General features: G+C 48.0%; 9 protein-coding genes. 4 read left to right on the forward strand and 5 right to left on the reverse strand.

What is annotated here, in order from left to right; translation table 11 throughout:
• Position 1 precedes the first annotated feature (1 nt).
• Positions 2 to 649 (reverse strand): HAD family hydrolase, encoded by a 648-nt coding sequence (locus ACUJFK_RS11150; RefSeq protein WP_226749985.1) that lies wholly within the window; start codon positions 647 to 649, stop codon positions 2 to 4.
• Position 650: 1 nt separating this feature from the next.
• Positions 651 to 1,604 (reverse strand): 23S rRNA pseudouridine(955/2504/2580) synthase RluC, encoded by a 954-nt coding sequence (gene rluC, locus ACUJFK_RS11155; RefSeq protein ID WP_445424896.1) that lies wholly within the window; start codon positions 1,602 to 1,604, stop codon positions 651 to 653.
• A gap of 511 nt (positions 1,605 to 2,115) precedes the next feature.
• Between rluC and rne the strand changes: the two genes are divergently transcribed.
• Entirely contained in the window at positions 2,116 to 5,511 is a 3,396-nt protein-coding gene (gene rne, locus ACUJFK_RS11160) for a ribonuclease E (protein ID WP_445424897.1), read from the forward strand.
• 493 nt (positions 5,512 to 6,004) lie between these two features.
• Here the strand turns inward: rne and ltrA are convergent, their stop codons facing one another.
• Both ltrA and ACUJFK_RS11170 read right to left on the reverse strand, forming a co-directional pair.
• On the reverse strand, positions 6,005 to 7,393 hold the full coding sequence (gene ltrA, locus ACUJFK_RS11165) for a group II intron reverse transcriptase/maturase (protein ID WP_445424793.1): 1,389 nt from the start codon (positions 7,391 to 7,393) through the stop codon (positions 6,005 to 6,007).
• Positions 7,394 to 7,896: 503 nt separating this feature from the next.
• Complete coding sequence (locus tag ACUJFK_RS11170; RefSeq protein WP_226749987.1) at positions 7,897 to 9,066, reverse strand: DcaP family trimeric outer membrane transporter; 1,170 nt, start codon at positions 9,064 to 9,066, stop codon at positions 7,897 to 7,899.
• A gap of 207 nt (positions 9,067 to 9,273) precedes the next feature.
• On the opposite strand from ACUJFK_RS11170, the gene acs reads away from it, so the two are divergent.
• Both acs and ACUJFK_RS11180 read left to right on the forward strand, forming a co-directional pair.
• A complete protein-coding gene (acs, locus tag ACUJFK_RS11175; protein ID WP_226749988.1) occupies positions 9,274 to 11,229 on the forward strand; it encodes an acetate--CoA ligase in 1,956 nt (651 codons plus the stop codon).
• Between the two features lie 109 nt (positions 11,230 to 11,338).
• Positions 11,339 to 12,013, forward strand: coding sequence for a response regulator transcription factor (locus ACUJFK_RS11180; RefSeq protein WP_226749989.1), 675 nt, complete (start codon positions 11,339 to 11,341; stop codon positions 12,011 to 12,013).
• Positions 12,014 to 12,046: 33 nt separating this feature from the next.
• Here ACUJFK_RS11180 and ACUJFK_RS11185 read toward each other — a convergent pair whose 3' ends face one another.
• Entirely contained in the window at positions 12,047 to 15,595 is a 3,549-nt protein-coding gene (locus tag ACUJFK_RS11185; RefSeq protein ID WP_445424898.1) for a PAS domain-containing hybrid sensor histidine kinase/response regulator, read from the reverse strand.
• Between the two features lie 157 nt (positions 15,596 to 15,752).
• Here ACUJFK_RS11185 and ACUJFK_RS11190 point away from each other — a divergent pair, with 157 nt between their 5' ends.
• Positions 15,753 to 16,016 carry a DUF4212 domain-containing protein gene (locus tag ACUJFK_RS11190; protein WP_226749991.1) on the forward strand — a complete coding sequence of 88 codons (264 nt, stop codon included), beginning with the start codon at positions 15,753 to 15,755 and terminating at the stop codon, positions 16,014 to 16,016.
• The last annotated feature ends 4 nt before the right edge of the window (positions 16,017 to 16,020 follow it).

Below are 16,020 nucleotides of genomic sequence, written 5' to 3' on the forward strand. Positions count from 1 at the left end.
CTTAGCGCACCCAAGCGGGTAAATCAGCTAGCCGATCGATAATGGCTAATGGCGCATATTGTTGCAACACAGCAACGTCATGGGCGCCATGGCTCACCCCAATCCTAGGCATGGCAATAGCCTGAGCCATTTTCAGATCATGACTGGTATCCCCCACCATAATCGCTTCATTGGCAGCAACACCAAGCTGTTGAATAATTTGTTGTAACATATCGGGATGGGGTTTTGATTGTGCTTCATCGGCACAGCGACTGGTAGCAAAATAGCGCGCTAAACCGGTTTCGGCAAACATGCGATCTAAGCCTTTGCGCGCCTTTCCCGTGGCTACGGCTAATAGTACATTACGCTCAGCTAATTGCTGTAACACCTGCTCGGCATCGGCAAATAACGGTGTCGGCGTGGTGTCGTGCTGCACATATTGATCGCGATAATGCTCAAATAGTTGCTGCCGCTGCGCGGAATTAGCGCTTGGAAACAACATGTCAAATGCCGGATCTAAGCTTAAACCAATAATATGCCGCACCGCGGCCGTGCTTGGCACAGCAAGTCCGGTATGCAAGGCAGCAGCTTGCATCGACGAGACAATTCGCCCAACGGAATCCATGACGGTGCCATCCCAATCGAAAATCACTAACTTGACTGCTGACATCTTATTTTCTCGTTAACTGGCTCATGGCTTGGTTTAACTGCTCATCCAGCGGGGCTTCAAACCGCATGGTTGTCTCGGTGCCGGGATGCATAAAACTTAAACTGTATGCATGTAAAAATAACCGATTAAGCCCAATTTTATTCATTTGGCTACTAAAGGTGTTATCACCGTATTTGTCATCGCAGGCTATTGGGTGACCTTTACAGGCGGTATGAACCCGAATTTGGTGGGTACGGCCTGTTACCGGAAAGGCTTCTACTAAGGTGCCTTCCTGATAACGCTGCAAAATACGAAAACGCGTTTCCGATTCTTTGCCTTCTTTAGCATCGACCCGCACCACTCGCTCACCCGATTGCAGCGTGTTTTTCTTTAACGGCTCGGTCACTTTACGCATTTTGTTGTCCCAATCACCCGATACTAACGCCCAATATTTTTTCTCAACAGTTTTATCACGTAACTGGGCATGTAAATGCGTTAACACCGAACGCTTCTTCGCAATCATTAAACAGCCCGAGGTATCACGGTCTAAGCGGTGAACTAATTCAAGATGTTTGGCCAAGGGCCGCAAAGCACGTAAGGCTTCAATAACGCCAAACTGCAAGCCACTGCCGCCATGAACCGCCATACCTGATGGTTTGTTTAACACGATTAAATCAGCGTCCTCAAACAAGATATGCTGCTCTAAATCTTTTACCATGCTCAATTTAACAGAGATAGCATCCGGCTCTGCAGCAACGGTAAACGGCGGTACACGCACCACATCGTCAGCTTGCAGCTTGTATTCAGGTTTGATGCGTTTTTTGTTGACCCGCACCTCACCTTTTCGCAAAACCCGATAAATGACACTTTTAGGTACGCCACGCAGCCGGGCAATCAAAAAGTTATCTATGCGCTGACCAATAAAATCACTTTCGATTTCAATCATTTGCACCGGCAATTTTATTTCATCAGTCATGGCTTTAAATTACTCTGCTAATATTACAATTCAGTTGCTATCCAAGGCGGAATAGTGGGATAATCACCCCGCTAATTCTGCCGAGTTTCGGCAATTAGGGCGCTCACAGTGACATAAGAGAAGTTGTGCGGCACCGTCAGGGGATGTGATCATACCGAAATCGTGGTGAAAACCAATGTTTTTTATACCCCCGGCGTTTACTCACTGCCATTTGCCTGAGGTAATGTTGCGTAATTTGTTACCAACAACGGCAAAACACAAGATCCGGTCACCGAGCAAAAATAAAGATTAGCCAGAACGCAGCGCTTTATGGCGATGTGTGTCAGATTTAAAAACGAAGACAGTTTAGCCTGCCCCAACAATACGTGTAGGCTCGCTACTGTAACGAGTAAAAAATTAGGTTCCCTCAAGCACCCAGTCGGGAGACTGCAGCATTATGTGTTTGATAACGTCTGAACACCCAGGTGCCCGGAAAAGTTGTGTTGTGGCTGCATAAATGAGTCACCCAACAATGAAAAGAATGTTAATTAACGCAACGCAAGAAGAAGAAATTCGTGTTGCATTGGTCGATGGCCAAAAACTGTATGACCTGGATATCGAAAGCCCAGGCCATGAACAAAAAAAAGCGAATATTTATAAAGGCAAAATCACCCGTGTTGAACCCAGTCTAGAAGCGGCCTTCGTCGATTATGGTGCTGATCGTCATGGTTTTTTACCGCTAAAAGAAATTTCCCGTGAATATTTCCCCTCTGGTTATAGCTTCGATGGCCGTCCTAACATTAAGGAAGTGGTTAAAGAAGGTCAGGAAGTCATCATCCAAATTGATAAAGAAGAACGCGGCCAAAAAGGCGCTGCGCTAACGACGTTTATCAGTTTAGCCGGTTCTTACTTGGTATTAATGCCCAACAACCCGCGTGCGGGAGGGATTTCTCGTCGTATTGAAGGTGACGAGCGTCAAGAGTTAAAAGATTCGTTAGGCCAACTAGAAATGCCCGATGGCATGGGTTTAATCGTGCGTACTGCCGGTGTAGGTAAATCTTACGAAGAGCTAGATTACGACTTAAAAGCGTTATTAAAGCATTGGTCAGCCATCACCGAAGAAGCTAAAAAGCGCACGGGTCCGTTCTTAATTCACCAAGAAAGCAATGTGGTTTTCCGTGCGATCCGTGATTATTTACGTCGTGATGTTGGCGAGATCTTAATTGATAGCCAGAAAATCTTTGAAGAAGCTAAAGTGTATATCCAACAGTTCCGCCCTGATTTTGCCCACCGGGTAAAAATGTATCAGGGTGAAGTGCCGTTGTTTATGCATTACCAAATTGAAAACCAGATTGAAACCGCCTTCCGCCGCGAGGTGCGTTTACCTTCAGGTGGCTCTATCGTTATCGATAGCACCGAAGCGTTAACCGCCATTGACATTAACTCGTCAAAAGCAACCAAAGGCGGCGATATCGAAGAAACCGCCTTTAACACCAACCTAGAAGCGGCCGATGAAATTGCTCGCCAATTACGTTTACGTGACTTAGGTGGCTTAATTGTTATCGACTTTATCGACATGACGCCGGTGCGCCATCAACGTGAAGTAGAAAACCGTTTAAAAGATGCGGTAAAACAAGATCGCGCTCGGGTGCAAATTGGCCGGATTTCGCGCTTTGGCTTGTTAGAGATGTCACGCCAGCGTTTACGCCCTTCACTGGGTGAGTCAGCCGGACACGTCTGCCCTCGTTGTCATGGCCGTGGCACTATCCGCAGTATTGAATCGTCAGCCTTATCAATCTTACGTTTAATTGAAGAAGATGCGATTAAAGACAACACCAGCCAGATCCATGCGCAGGTACCGGTGTCTGTCGCCACGTATTTAATGAACGAAAAGCGTGAAGGTGTGCGTCGTATTGAACAGCGTAATGGTATTCGGGTGTTTATTATCCCGAATGAGCATTTAGAAACGCCAAACTACGAAGTGACACGTATTCGTATCGACGAAGAAATCGAAGATGCCAGCTACACTCTGCCTAAAGTGCCCGAGCACAGTACTAAGCTATATCAGCCAAGCAGTGACGCCGTTAAAGAAAAACCTGCGGTTTCCGCGTTAAGCTTATCACAAGCGTCTGCTCCGGTAGCTGCACCTGTTGCGCCAGCAGCGGCCCCAGCCAGCGCTGTCCGTCCTGCGGCTACGCCATCAACACCGGGTTTAGTCAGTCGGTTGGTCACCTGGTTAAGCAGTGTATTTGCACCAGCAACTCCCTCTGCCGAAACCACGCCAGTGACTAAAGAGCAGAAAGCCAACAGCTCGAAAGAGCCGCGCAACGAGCAACGTTCTGATCGCAACGACAACTCACGTCGTCGTAACAATCGTCGTCGTCGTCCGGATCAAGAAAAAACAGCAGATAAAGCGGTTGAAAAACCCGTTGAAAAAGCAGCGGTTGTTGAAGAGAAAGCGCCTCGTCCAGAGCGTAATCGCCCTCAATCGCAAGATAAACCTGCTCGCGCTGCGGAACCTCGTAAAGCCGCGTCTGAGCCACGTGCTGAAAAACCGTCGGCAGAAACTGCGGATGAACCAAACAGCCGTGCCGCAGCCGCTGAACGTCGGCAACGTCGCAATCTGCAACGCTCTGTACGTTTAGCTAAAGCGGAAGCTGCCGACACACTAGCACCCGCTGTCGTTGCGGTTGACGCTGCCAAAGCAGAAACAGCTGCAGCAAGCCAAGCGCCAGCAAAAGAGCAGCTTAACGCCGTTGAAACCGCAACCGTTACTGCGGCGCCAGCCGTTGTTGAAACCGCCAGCTCTGCAGCTGACGTCAAGAGCTCGAGCGTATCAGAGCCCGTGGTAGTCGCCGAGGCTTCGCCAATCAGCGAAACCAAACCGGCTGCTGAAACGGCTATCGCAACTGCTGAAAGCGTTGCCGCGGACAGTAACGAAACAGAGGCAGAAACAGCCACTACAACTGAAAGCCACTCTGATACTGAAAGTTCTGAGCCTCGCAGTCGCAGTCGTCGTTCGCCACGGCATTTACGTGCCGCCGGTCAAAAGCGTCGAAAAGAACAAACCGACACGACAGCTACCACTGAAGAGCCGGTTGCCACAGAAAATACTGCGTCGAATGCTACAGAGAGTGCTGAGGCGAATGCCACAACTGACGCGGTAGAGCCTATCACATCAGAGCTTGTAGCGGATGTCGCCGATACCCCTGCGATTGACGCTGAGAAGCCAACCCGCAGCCGTAGCCGTCGTCGCCCAGCCAAAGCCAGTGCTGACACAGTGAAAGCAGATGAGACGGCAGCGACCACTGTTGCAACCGATGAAGCGGCATCAGCCCCTGTGGTAACTGAGCAAAGCCCGCAACAGCAAAAGCTAGAATTAGCTGAGCCAGAAGCGACGCCTGCCGCGGTGGTTGTACCTACTGAGCCGGTAAAATCCCCTGCTACAGCAGCAAAAGCTGAAGAAGTGACGGCCGAAGCTGTGCCCGTGGCAGCCAAAAACAGTAACAAGGCTGCCGCCGAAGTAACGCCAGTTGATGTAACGCCAGCTGAAGTAGCAACACCGGTTGTTGCTGAAGCGACTGCACCGGCTAAAGCTGACGTTGCGGCCCCCGCCTCTGCGGCTGCGGCTCCAGTTGCAGCTGCACCGGCTAAAGAGGAACCGGCTAAAGCTGAAGCGGTTATAGCCGCTCCTGTTGTCACAGCCCAACCTAAAGCAGCAAAAGCTACAGGCAGTCGCTTTGGTAACATGGTCGTAGCAGAAATGACGAAACCACAAACGGTAACAGAAGAAGCCAAAACAGACGTTGTCACGGCAGTCACTGCTGAACAACGTCCGGTTGTCAGCTCTTCTAGTCGCCCGGCCGGCTCGGCGTTTGCGCGTCAATCGGCATCAGCACCGATGACTAAACCGGGTAAACCCGAGTAAAATTGTCGCATCTGAGTTAAAAAGCCGGCCTTGCCGGCTTTTTTATTGGCTGTTTTTTAGTGCATTATTTTATGCAGCTTGTTTTATCAAGCAAGGCTGTAAAATGTGTTTATTCGCTAATCTAGGGTGCAAGTGAGGCTAAGCTAACATCGCTGCAGCTTGTGCTGGCATTATCTGATCCAACCTCGCGCCTGAATCGACACTTGCAACGGTTTACTGACAAAGGTTTGCAATGCCAGCCAGCAAAGTATTATGTCGCAACGGCTTATTAAGCGAGGCAAAATGGCTTGAATAATCAGTCTACTCAGAATGTTTTGCGCTTGCTGGGCGGGCTAAAACGGATCGGGCGTCATGTTGGTAGTTAAGCGCCTATAACCCGTTTTTATTAAAGCAAAACATTGGCAGCAAGTGCTGCGGATCGAGTAGGAGGCGGGATCACTCCCGCCGTCCTCTCACACCACCGTACATGCGGTTCCGCATACGGCGGTTCATGTTAACACTGGAACTGTCGATGACATTCCAGCAGTGATATTAATCCCAGCCTTTCAAATTGGCTTTTCTTCAAAGCCTGATTCATATGGCTGGCACCAGAGTTCCACCAAGCACCTCGCTGGTTACAAGCTGACGCCCAGGCTCTGACTTCGTCTAGTCCTGCTTTCATCAGCTGTTTGGCTCGGGTAAAGGGCCGCTTCCATTGTCGCCAGTACAGGCAACGCAGTTTGCGCCTTATCCAGCCATCCAACTCTTCGAGCACGCCTTTAACTTCGGTTAGTCGGAAGTAACTTATCCAACCACGCAGCACGGGTGTTAGCTCACTAATCGCTTTACTAACTGATTTCGAACCGTTGCCCGTCGTCAGGTTTCTGATTTTATCTTTCAACCTATCCAAACTACTCGGCGCGATTTTCAGTCTAGCCACTTTGTGCCGTGTAAAGCTATAGCCCAGAAACTTACGTGCGCATGGCCTTGCCACTGCACTTTTCTGCGTATTTACCTGTAGTTTCAGTGTTTTCCTTAAGAACTCACTGATGCCCTTCAGCAAATGTTCGCCTGCCTTTTCACTGCGCACATAAATGTTGCAGTCATCGGCATAGCGGCAGAAGCTGTGGCCTCGTCTCTCCAGCTCTTTATCCAGTTCATCCAGCAAGATGTTCGATAGCAGCGGCGACAACGGGCCACCTTGCGGCATGCCTTTGTCGCGTTTAATCACACCTTTATCATCCATCATTTCTGCTTCCAGATAACGGCGGATGAGTTTGAGTAGCCGTTCATCTTTGATTACTCTGGCCAGTCTCGACATCAGAATGTCGTGGTCAACCCGGTCAAAGAATTTCTCCAAATCCATGTCTACCACCCAGCGTTGGCCGCTTTGAATGTATTGCTGTGCTTGGCGCACCGCTTGCCATGCATTGCGGTTCGGCCGGAAACCATAGCTGGAATTTGAGAATGTTGGCTCCACGTAAGGCGTTAAAACTTGCGCTATCGCTTGCTGGATCAGTCGGTCTACCGCGGTCGGGATCCCCAATGTTCTCACATCGCCGTTGGGCTTTGGGATATCCACTTTACGAATTGCCCGTGGTAGATAGCTGCCTGCTATCAGTGTACTTTTGACGCTCGGCCAATGCTGTTTCAGCCATGGTTTTAACTCCTGCACACTGAGGTTATCCACACCAGCCGCACCTTTGTTTTCCACCACCCGCTGATACGCCAGCATCAGGTTCTCACGGCTTATCACTGCCTCTATCGTCAACGACCTTTCCGCTTTCGTTCGCCCACTGGCCGCCGTGCTGATTTCAACACCATCAATCAGCCTCGGCGAATTCTGTTCGCTTCCTCTGTTCATGGCCGCAACTTGCTGCGCTTGTGCATCATTAATCAACATCGAGTACCAGTGTCCTAATCACGGTTAACTATGTTCAGCCCTTCATGCTGTCGGTTTTCAGCACTACTACGGCCTCGGCTGACTTCTGAAGACCCATCCCAACACCTCTCGATGTCAGTAGCACTATGGCAGGCTTTCAGAGCTCCCGGGGTAATTCGCGCGACCTTCCTGCTTATACCTGTCGACTCTACGTTGTAACCTTCTGTGCAAGTATTGGGCTTTAGTGATATGGGCCACCTTACCCAGCTACAACGCCTTAATCGCTTCCTGTTCGTCAGGCCAGCATTTTGCCTTCGGCTTCCTTCAGATCCTAACTCACGATAGGCACCCTTGCCGTTCAGCTAACACTTCCCCTTGCCGGGTGTGTAGAGGACTTGCACCTCCAAGTCACCAGTTTGACCACCACAGTCAACCCAGTTGCGCTCAAGCGCAACGCGCCGTGCCCGGCGCACCCATAAAAAACGCCTCATAAAGAGGCGTTTTTAGAAAGTTAAGTATTTAACTTAGAAGTCGTATTTAGCGCTGAACTGCACACGGTGCATATCACCATCTAAACCACTTTCGATTTCACGATTAGCATACTTGTATTCAACACCCATCATAAATTTGGTATTGAACTGGTATAACGCATTGACACTGTAACTCTGCATGGATTTATTCGCTGAAGTACCGGTCAAGCTGGTGTCATTATCAACATTTAACGCTGAATATAAGAAGGTTGAACGCCACTTGTCATTCCACAGATGACGATACGCCACGGAGAAAGACGTTGATTTAATGGTTTCAAGTTCAGCATCACTTGTCGTGCCGGTTAATACCGCGCCATTAGAAGCGTTTAAACCGACATAACGGCCTAAACCTTCACCGGTGTTAATGGTAAAACGAATATCATCTTTATTAGCAAGGTTAAATTTACCACTGAAAGACACACCGTAAGACGCCACGCTGTCATCTAATACGCCGTTTTCGATAGCAATTTGTCGAAGCAAACCGGCCACCCGGAAAGAAGCATTTTCAGTTTTAAAGTTGTAACCCACGGTAAAGTCAGGAGTGGCATTGTCATCTGTGGTGATACGAGCGCCGCCACCAAATGGCGTGACCGTACTTTCTGGGTTTTCAACCGCAATAGAGAAATTACCTGAAGTGTAACGAACCTGAGCTTGACGAATAAAGATAGCCGCATCGGCATTACCGACGAAGTCTAAGGTATCCGGTAAAGACTGTAAGTCCATAAAGTTTGACCAGGTTTGGCCAACTGTCCAATTTTTGTAATTAACAAAAGCATGACGCATAACGGGGCTGTAACCGTTGGTGGTACGCTCATCGTTACCGTTATTACTGGTTTGAAAATCAAATTCAATACGCCCTGTCATCTTTTCACCGTTACCTAAATCGGTCGAGGTGCTAAAGAAGAAACGCGTTTGACGAGCGTGCATATCAAAACGTGTTGTGCTGTCGCCATTGATCGGTGTGACAGAAGGGACATAAAAATCGCGCCCGATTGACGCAATGTCACCGTCAGCATCACTAACCATCATATCAAGTTTGACGTAACCACCGTAACTCACTTCGGTGTCACCCACTTTAAAGCCGTTGTTCGCATGTGCAGCGCCTGCAGTTAAGGCTAATGCGATAGCCGCAGCTAAGGTATTCCGTGTCTTACTTTGTCTCATCTGGAGTTCTCCATGTTTTTTTATAGTAGTACTGATGTCGTTTTTATTGTAACCAAACTCTGAGCGACAGTCTGCATCTTCGCAATTAGCCTTTAGTCGCAATTCGCACTCTGATTTAACATCGTCTAGACTATGGTCTAATTTCTTTAAACAGCTGTCTCCGTTAGTAATGATTAATAATAATTACGATAATCCGTAGGGGATGATATGACGCAACCAACTCTTTATCCGGTGCCTGAAAAAATCAAGCAGCATTGCCATGTAACTGATGAGCAATATCAAGCACTGTACCAACAATCAATTGAGCAACCTGATCAGTTCTGGGGCGAACAAGCCAAGAAACTGGATTGGATTAAACCGTTCACTCAGGTGAAAGACACCAGTTATGAACTGGGCAAAGTGAAAATCAATTGGTTTGCCGATGGTGTGCTAAATGCCAGTGTTAACTGTTTAGATCGCCATCTTGCCACACGAGCCAATCAAGTGGCTTTTTATTGGGAAGGTGATGAGCCTGGCGTTGAGTCAAAAGTCACTTATCAACAACTGTATGATGAGGTTTGCCAACTGGCCAACGGCATGAAAGCCTTGGGTGTGAATAAAGGTGATCGGGTCACCATTTACTTACCGATGATCCCTCAAGCCGCTGTTGCGCTATTGGCCTGTGCTCGAATTGGTGCGGTGCACTCGGTGGTGTTTGCCGGTTTCTCGCCTGATGCATTGGGCAGCCGTATCGTCGATTGTGATTCAAAATTGGTGATCACCACCGATCAAGCCTTACGGGGTAGCCGTGCTACTAACCTAAAAGACAACACGGATTTAGCCTTAGCGCATCTTGGCGACACCAACCCAGTTAAAAATGTCATTGTGATTAAACATGTTGGCAAAAGCATTGATTTTCACCATGGTCGGGACGTTTGGTATCATGATCTGCTTGCTGCACAACCTAAAGAATGTGCACCTGAACCGATGAATGCGGAAGATCCACTGTTTATTCTTTATACCTCCGGTTCAACCGGTAAGCCCAAAGGTGTGCTTCACACCACTGGCGGTTATCTGCTGTATGCCGCCATGACGCATCAATATGTTTTCGATTACCAAGAAGGTGATATTTACTGGTGTGCCGCAGACGTTGGTTGGGTTACAGGCCACAGTTATATTATTTACGGGCCGCTGGCCAATGGCGCCAGCAGCGTGATGTTTGAAGGTGTTCCTACCTACCCTAGCGTAAAACGTATTGCGCAAATTGTAGATAAATACCAAGTCAATATTTTGTATACCGCGCCAACAGCCATCCGCGCCTTGATGTCGCATGGCGATGCGCCTGTTGCCGGTGCCGATTTATCTTCGTTACGGATCTTAGGTAGCGTCGGTGAACCCATTAACCCAGAAGCATGGAATTGGTATCACGAAAAAATTGGTAAGGGTAATTGCCCTATCGTTGATACTTGGTGGCAAACAGAAACAGGCGGCATTTTAATTACGCCATTACCGGGTGCCACAGCCTTAAAACCTGGCTCGGCAACGCGGCCATTCTTTGGTGTTAAACCGGCGTTAGTGAATAACGAAGGCAATATCGTCACAGGTGCGGGCGAAGGTAACTTAGTTATCACGGATAGCTGGCCTGGACAAATGCGTACCTTATTTGGCGATCACGAACGCTTTGAGCAAACCTACTTCAGCACCTATGCAGGGGTGTATTTTACCGGAGATGGTGCACGTCGAGATGAAGACGGCTATTATTGGTTAACGGGTCGTGTCGATGACGTATTAAATATTTCTGGCCATCGTTTAGGCACCGCTGAGATTGAAAGCTGTCTTGTTGCGCATGAAGCGATTGCTGAGGCTGCCGTAGTCGGTTATCCACACGATATTAAAGGCCAAGGTATCTATGTGTATGTTTCACCTCGGGTGGGTGTAGAACCCAGTGAAGAGCTAACCAAAGCGATTAGAGCCTGGGTGCGTGAAGAAATTTCACCTATCGCTACGCCAGATCTGATACAGTGGGCTCCTGCCGGATTGCCGAAAACGCGCTCTGGTAAGATTATGCGCCGTATCCTGCGAAAAATTGCAGCCAATGAACATGATCAGTTAGGAGATATTTCTACACTGGCTGATCCATCAGTGGTTGAATTATTGGTAAATAACCGCTTAAATCGTAAGTAAGACACCCGTCCTCTTACGTAGAGCTGGTGTGTCTCCAGTCGCAGCAGAAAAGGCCGCTACCATGCGGCCTTTCTTATAACAAAAACAAGCTAAAACCACTGGAGGGAAGATGGCAAAGTTAATCGTAGCAGACGACCATCCGCTATTTAGAAACGCGCTTATTAATGCTATCAGCAGTACTTTTGCAACCAAAGCCACTGTTGAAACAGACAGTTTTGAAAGCACCTGTGCCGCCCTAGAACAACATCCCGATGCTGATTTGTTATTACTCGATCTCCATATGCCGGGAAACTGCGGTTTCTTGGGGTTAATTCAACTGCGGAAAAACTATCCCAGTTTACCAATCGTGGTGATTTCAGCGAGTGAAGATTTGGATGTGATCCGCCGCGTCATGTCGTTTGGCGCCTCGGCCTATGTCCCAAAATCCGCTAATCCTGTTGATATCAGTACCGCCTTAAATGCGGTGCTAGATGGTGAGTTATGGGTTCCGAAGAATTTGCAAAAACAAATTTTAGAACAAGGTGATACCGAGCAAGATTTGGATTTAGCCTCACGGGTGGCGCAATTAACCCAGCAGCAATACAAAGTTTTGTATTATTTAACTGAGGGTTGGTTAAATAAACAAATTGCTTATGATCTGCATATCTCAGAAGCCACGGTTAAAGCGCATATTACGGCAATCTTTCGTAAACTGGGCTGCACTAACCGCACCCAAGTGGTGATCCAAGCGCAACGCCTGACATTAGAGCCGCCGGTTGATCGCGCTATGGCACAACAACAATAAGTGCTTGTTTGCCTTTAAATCGCCAGCGAGGGCCTAATTAGCGGCCCTTTTCAGCATTTTAAAATGATTCAGGGTTGCCCGTAACGCCCCCGGCTTAATCGGTTTAGCTAAAAACATCAACGACTCCGCTTTAGCTAAGACCGCTAAATCAGCTTGGGGTGAAGCCGACACCAAAATGCCATTTACCTCTCCCCAATACTGACGGATCTGCCGATACAGATCTAAGCCATTCAAATGTTGGCCAAGTTGATAATCAATAATAATCACATCCGGTGCGGGATGGTTCGGCGCATAACTGAGTAACTCTTGTTCATCATAAAAACACTGCACATCAGTGATCTGCCATTGCTGTAATAAGACTTTTAACGCCGCCAAGTTAGCCGCATCATCATCGACACACACCACCGACAACCCTGGTAAGGGCCTTTGCTGCAGAGGGCTTGGCAGAGGCAGTTCTTGGCGACGCTTACCAAGCACTAACGGCAAGCGAATACTAAACACCGTGCCCTTACCCGGCCAAGACTTCACTAACAATTCATGGCCAAGTAATTTCGCCATCCGATTGACCACCCCCAGGCCCAAACCCAGCCCTTGTTGGCCTTTAGCCGTGGCATCAATGCGATAAAAGTCTTCAAAAATACGCTGCAGATCCGCCTCACCAATACCCGGGCCAGAATCCCACACTTGCAATAACAAATGATCACCACGTTTGCGACAACCTAGTAAAATGCGTCCTTTATTGGTGTACTTAATGGCATTAGATAACATGTTTTGTAAGATCCGCCGCAAATAAGTGGCATCGGTTTGCACTTGTAACGAGCTGGTTTTTACTGTTAAGGATAAGCCTTTTTGACTGGCCACCAAGCCATATTCGTCGGCTAATTGCATTAATAATTCTTTTAACGGTACCGGTTGTACATTCGGTTGTAACTTACCATCATCAAGTTTGGCGATTTCTAATAAGGTTGAAATCAGCTCTTCTGAAGCTTTCAGCGAATTATCAAGCTGCGTTAAAATTGCACTTTGTTGCTGCTTGTCGTGAATGCCTGCTAAAGCGGCAGTAAACAAGCGCGCGGCATTTAACGGCTGTAAAATATCGTGGCTGGCTAAAGCAAGAAACCGGGTTTTCGACGCATTCGCCGCTTCAGCTTCGGCTTTTGCTTGCAGTAATTGCTGTTCTGTTTCACGACGACGCCCTACCTCAGCCAGTAACTCCTGGTTCATGTCAGAAATAGTTTGCGTACGCTCATGCACCCGATCTTCTAAGTGCTGCTTCGCCTCGGCTAAGCCCTGCACGGCTTTAACATGGTCCGAGATGTCGGTAAAGCTGGTGACAAAACCGCCGCCAGGGATGGGGTTACCGCGCATTTCGATCACTTTACCATCAGGTCGCACCCGCTGAAAAACATGAGGCGTACCATTTCGCATATGCATAATACGTTTTTCAACGTGCTCATCCGGATCACCGACGCCACAGAGCCCGCGCTCCGCATTAAGCCGCACAATATCTGCCACCGGCCGCCCCACACGCACCATACCATCTGGATAATTAAACATCTCTAAGTAGGATTTATTCCACGCGACCAAATTCAGATCACGATCAACCACACTGACCCCTTGGCTTAAGTGTTCTAGCGTTGAGAATAATATTTTGCGCGAAAATTGAATGGCCTGTGTAGTGTCATCAAACAAGGTGACGACATCTTCAAACGCCAGTTGCCGCCCTTCAAGTACCGCATTAACCATAGTAGAGGCAGACGACGCGCCGATGACCCCAGCGAGTTCACGTTCAACGTGTTCGACTAACCCAACGCTAGGCAAGTCATCCAGTTGCAGAGTCATTTGCTGTTTACGACCAAATTCGGCTAAACACTCTGCGGCACGTTGATTACCAACAAATCGTTCCAGTAAGATTTTTAAATCACTGTTATGAATGCGAATACGCCGCGCTGGCGTATCTTGATGTTTAATCGGTAAATTCGGTTTAACAAAGGCCACCGCCTGTAAGCGATCTAGCAAGTTTACCTTGGTACTTAACGACACCAACGTATAAGCAAGCACATTAAAGCCCAGCGACACCAAGACACCATGGCTTAACGAATCCAGCTTAATACCCAACATGGCCGTAGGCAGAAGCCAATTCAGCCCAAAGACCCCCTGCTGCATAATGGCGCTGCTTAATACCCCGGCATTCACCAGTTGCGGTAACATTAAGGTGTAAAACCACAACACCATACCAATGCTTAAACCCGCATACACGCCATAAGCATTACCACGACGCCAATAAAGCCCGCCAACGACCGCAGGGACTAATTGAATGGTCAGCGCAAAGGCTAACAAACCGGTTTCGGCCAATTCGTAGTTGCGGGCAAAGACACTGTAATACAGATAAGACAGCGCCATTACCACCACAATCATGGTACGCCGTACCACCAAAATTAATAGGCTATAATCGTGTGATAAACCTTTTTGCTTACTCGACTTTAATAAGCCAGGCATCACCACATCATTACTGATCATCGTGGCTAAAGCTAAGGTCGCAATAATAATCATCGACGTGGCGGCAGAGAAGCCACCGATAAACACTAATACGCTTAAAACGTTCCATTCCATCCGTGAAGGGATTAACAACACAAAGCTATCGGCCAGCTCCAGCATATCGGGAAACAGTTGCATACCGGCCACGGCAATCGGGATTACCACTAAGGTGACTAAAACTAAATAACCGGAAAACCAGCGTCTGGCATGGCGTAAATAGTGATGCGAGACATTTTCGACAAAGGCGACATGAAATTGTCGGGGTAGCAAAAACACCGCGACCATCGCCAACAGTGTTTTCGTAATAAATTCAACCCAACCGGGTGTGGTCAGTTGTTCTTGCTGCGACACCGAATGCAAGGCAAAAGTACGAAGCACAGACTGATCAGTATCAATTAAGAATACATACACGGCTATGGACAACATTAAAAGTGCAAATAGCTTCACCACGGATTCGAAGGCGATGGCTACCATCACCCCACGGTTTTGCTCGGTCAGGTGAAGTTTGCGTGTACCAAATAAAATGGCGAAAAACGCCATAGCGATGGCGCTTAATAAGGCACTGTCTTGATACCAAGCTAATTTACTGTCATCAAAGCTGCCGCCAAGTAATACCTGATAAGAGCCTGCCACCGCCTTTAATTGCAACGAAATATAAGGGATCACCACAATCAAGCAAACAATGGCCGCTAAAGTGGCGATATTGCTGCGCTTACCATAGCGGGCAGAGATAAAGTCAGCAATCGAGGTCACGTTTTGTTTTTTCGACACATACAACAGCTTAAATAAAAACGGTTGCGCGAAGATAAACAGCAGAATAGGCCCTAAATAAATAGCAATGTAATCCCAGCCGCGGGTCACTGCCGTACCCACTGCACCATAATAGGTCCAAGAGGTACAATAGACCGCTAACGCCAAGCTATAAATTAAACCGCCATACTTTCGTATTAGACGATCGTCGGCATGGCGTTCACCCCAATTGGCAATTAAAAACAAACCACCGACATACATTAAGGCTAATAGGGCTACAGTCCACGCAGTCACGGGATTCTCCATTTAGGGTTGTCAGCTAACTTTGGTTTTAGTGCGGCACCTTGTCAATGCTTCAGTACAAGTCTTCGACTAAAGTCGGGCTAGCAGAGCAGCTAACTACTGCTACATTAGAATTGCTCGAAAATAAAAACTAAAGGAGACACAACTTATGGCAAATAATAACACGAATGCCGCTGCATATTGGAGCGCTAACCTGCGCCTCATAATCATCAGCTTAGTGATATGGGCAACCGTATCCTATGGCTTTGGTATTTTACTTCGGCCGTTTCTGGCGGGTATTAGCGTCGGCGGTACTGATCTGGGCTTCTGGTTCGCACAACAGGGTTCTATTCTTACGTTTATCGCGTTGATCTTCTTCTATGCCTGGAGAATGAACCAACTGGATAAAGAATTCGGTGTGGACGAGGAGTAAGCAG

It is taken from the genome of Alishewanella sp. HL-SH06 (assembly GCF_052656265.1).

Excerpts from the sequence above, each read along its gene's own strand:
- ACUJFK_RS11150 (WP_226749985.1), bottom strand. The coding sequence starts at position 649 with ATGTCAGCAGTCAAGTTAGTGATTTTCGATTGGGATGGCACCGTCATG.
- rluC (WP_445424896.1), bottom strand. The coding sequence starts at position 1,604 with ATGACTGATGAAATAAAATTGCCGGTGCAAATGATTGAAATCGAAAGT.
- rne (WP_445424897.1), top strand. The coding sequence starts at position 2,116 with ATGAAAAGAATGTTAATTAACGCAACGCAAGAAGAAGAAATTCGTGTT.
- ltrA (WP_445424793.1), bottom strand. The coding sequence starts at position 7,393 with ATGTTGATTAATGATGCACAAGCGCAGCAAGTTGCGGCCATGAACAGA.
- ACUJFK_RS11170 (WP_226749987.1), bottom strand. The coding sequence starts at position 9,066 with ATGAGACAAAGTAAGACACGGAATACCTTAGCTGCGGCTATCGCATTA.
- acs (WP_226749988.1), top strand. The coding sequence starts at position 9,274 with ATGACGCAACCAACTCTTTATCCGGTGCCTGAAAAAATCAAGCAGCAT.
- ACUJFK_RS11180 (WP_226749989.1), top strand. The coding sequence starts at position 11,339 with ATGGCAAAGTTAATCGTAGCAGACGACCATCCGCTATTTAGAAACGCG.
- ACUJFK_RS11190 (WP_226749991.1), top strand. The coding sequence starts at position 15,753 with ATGGCAAATAATAACACGAATGCCGCTGCATATTGGAGCGCTAACCTG.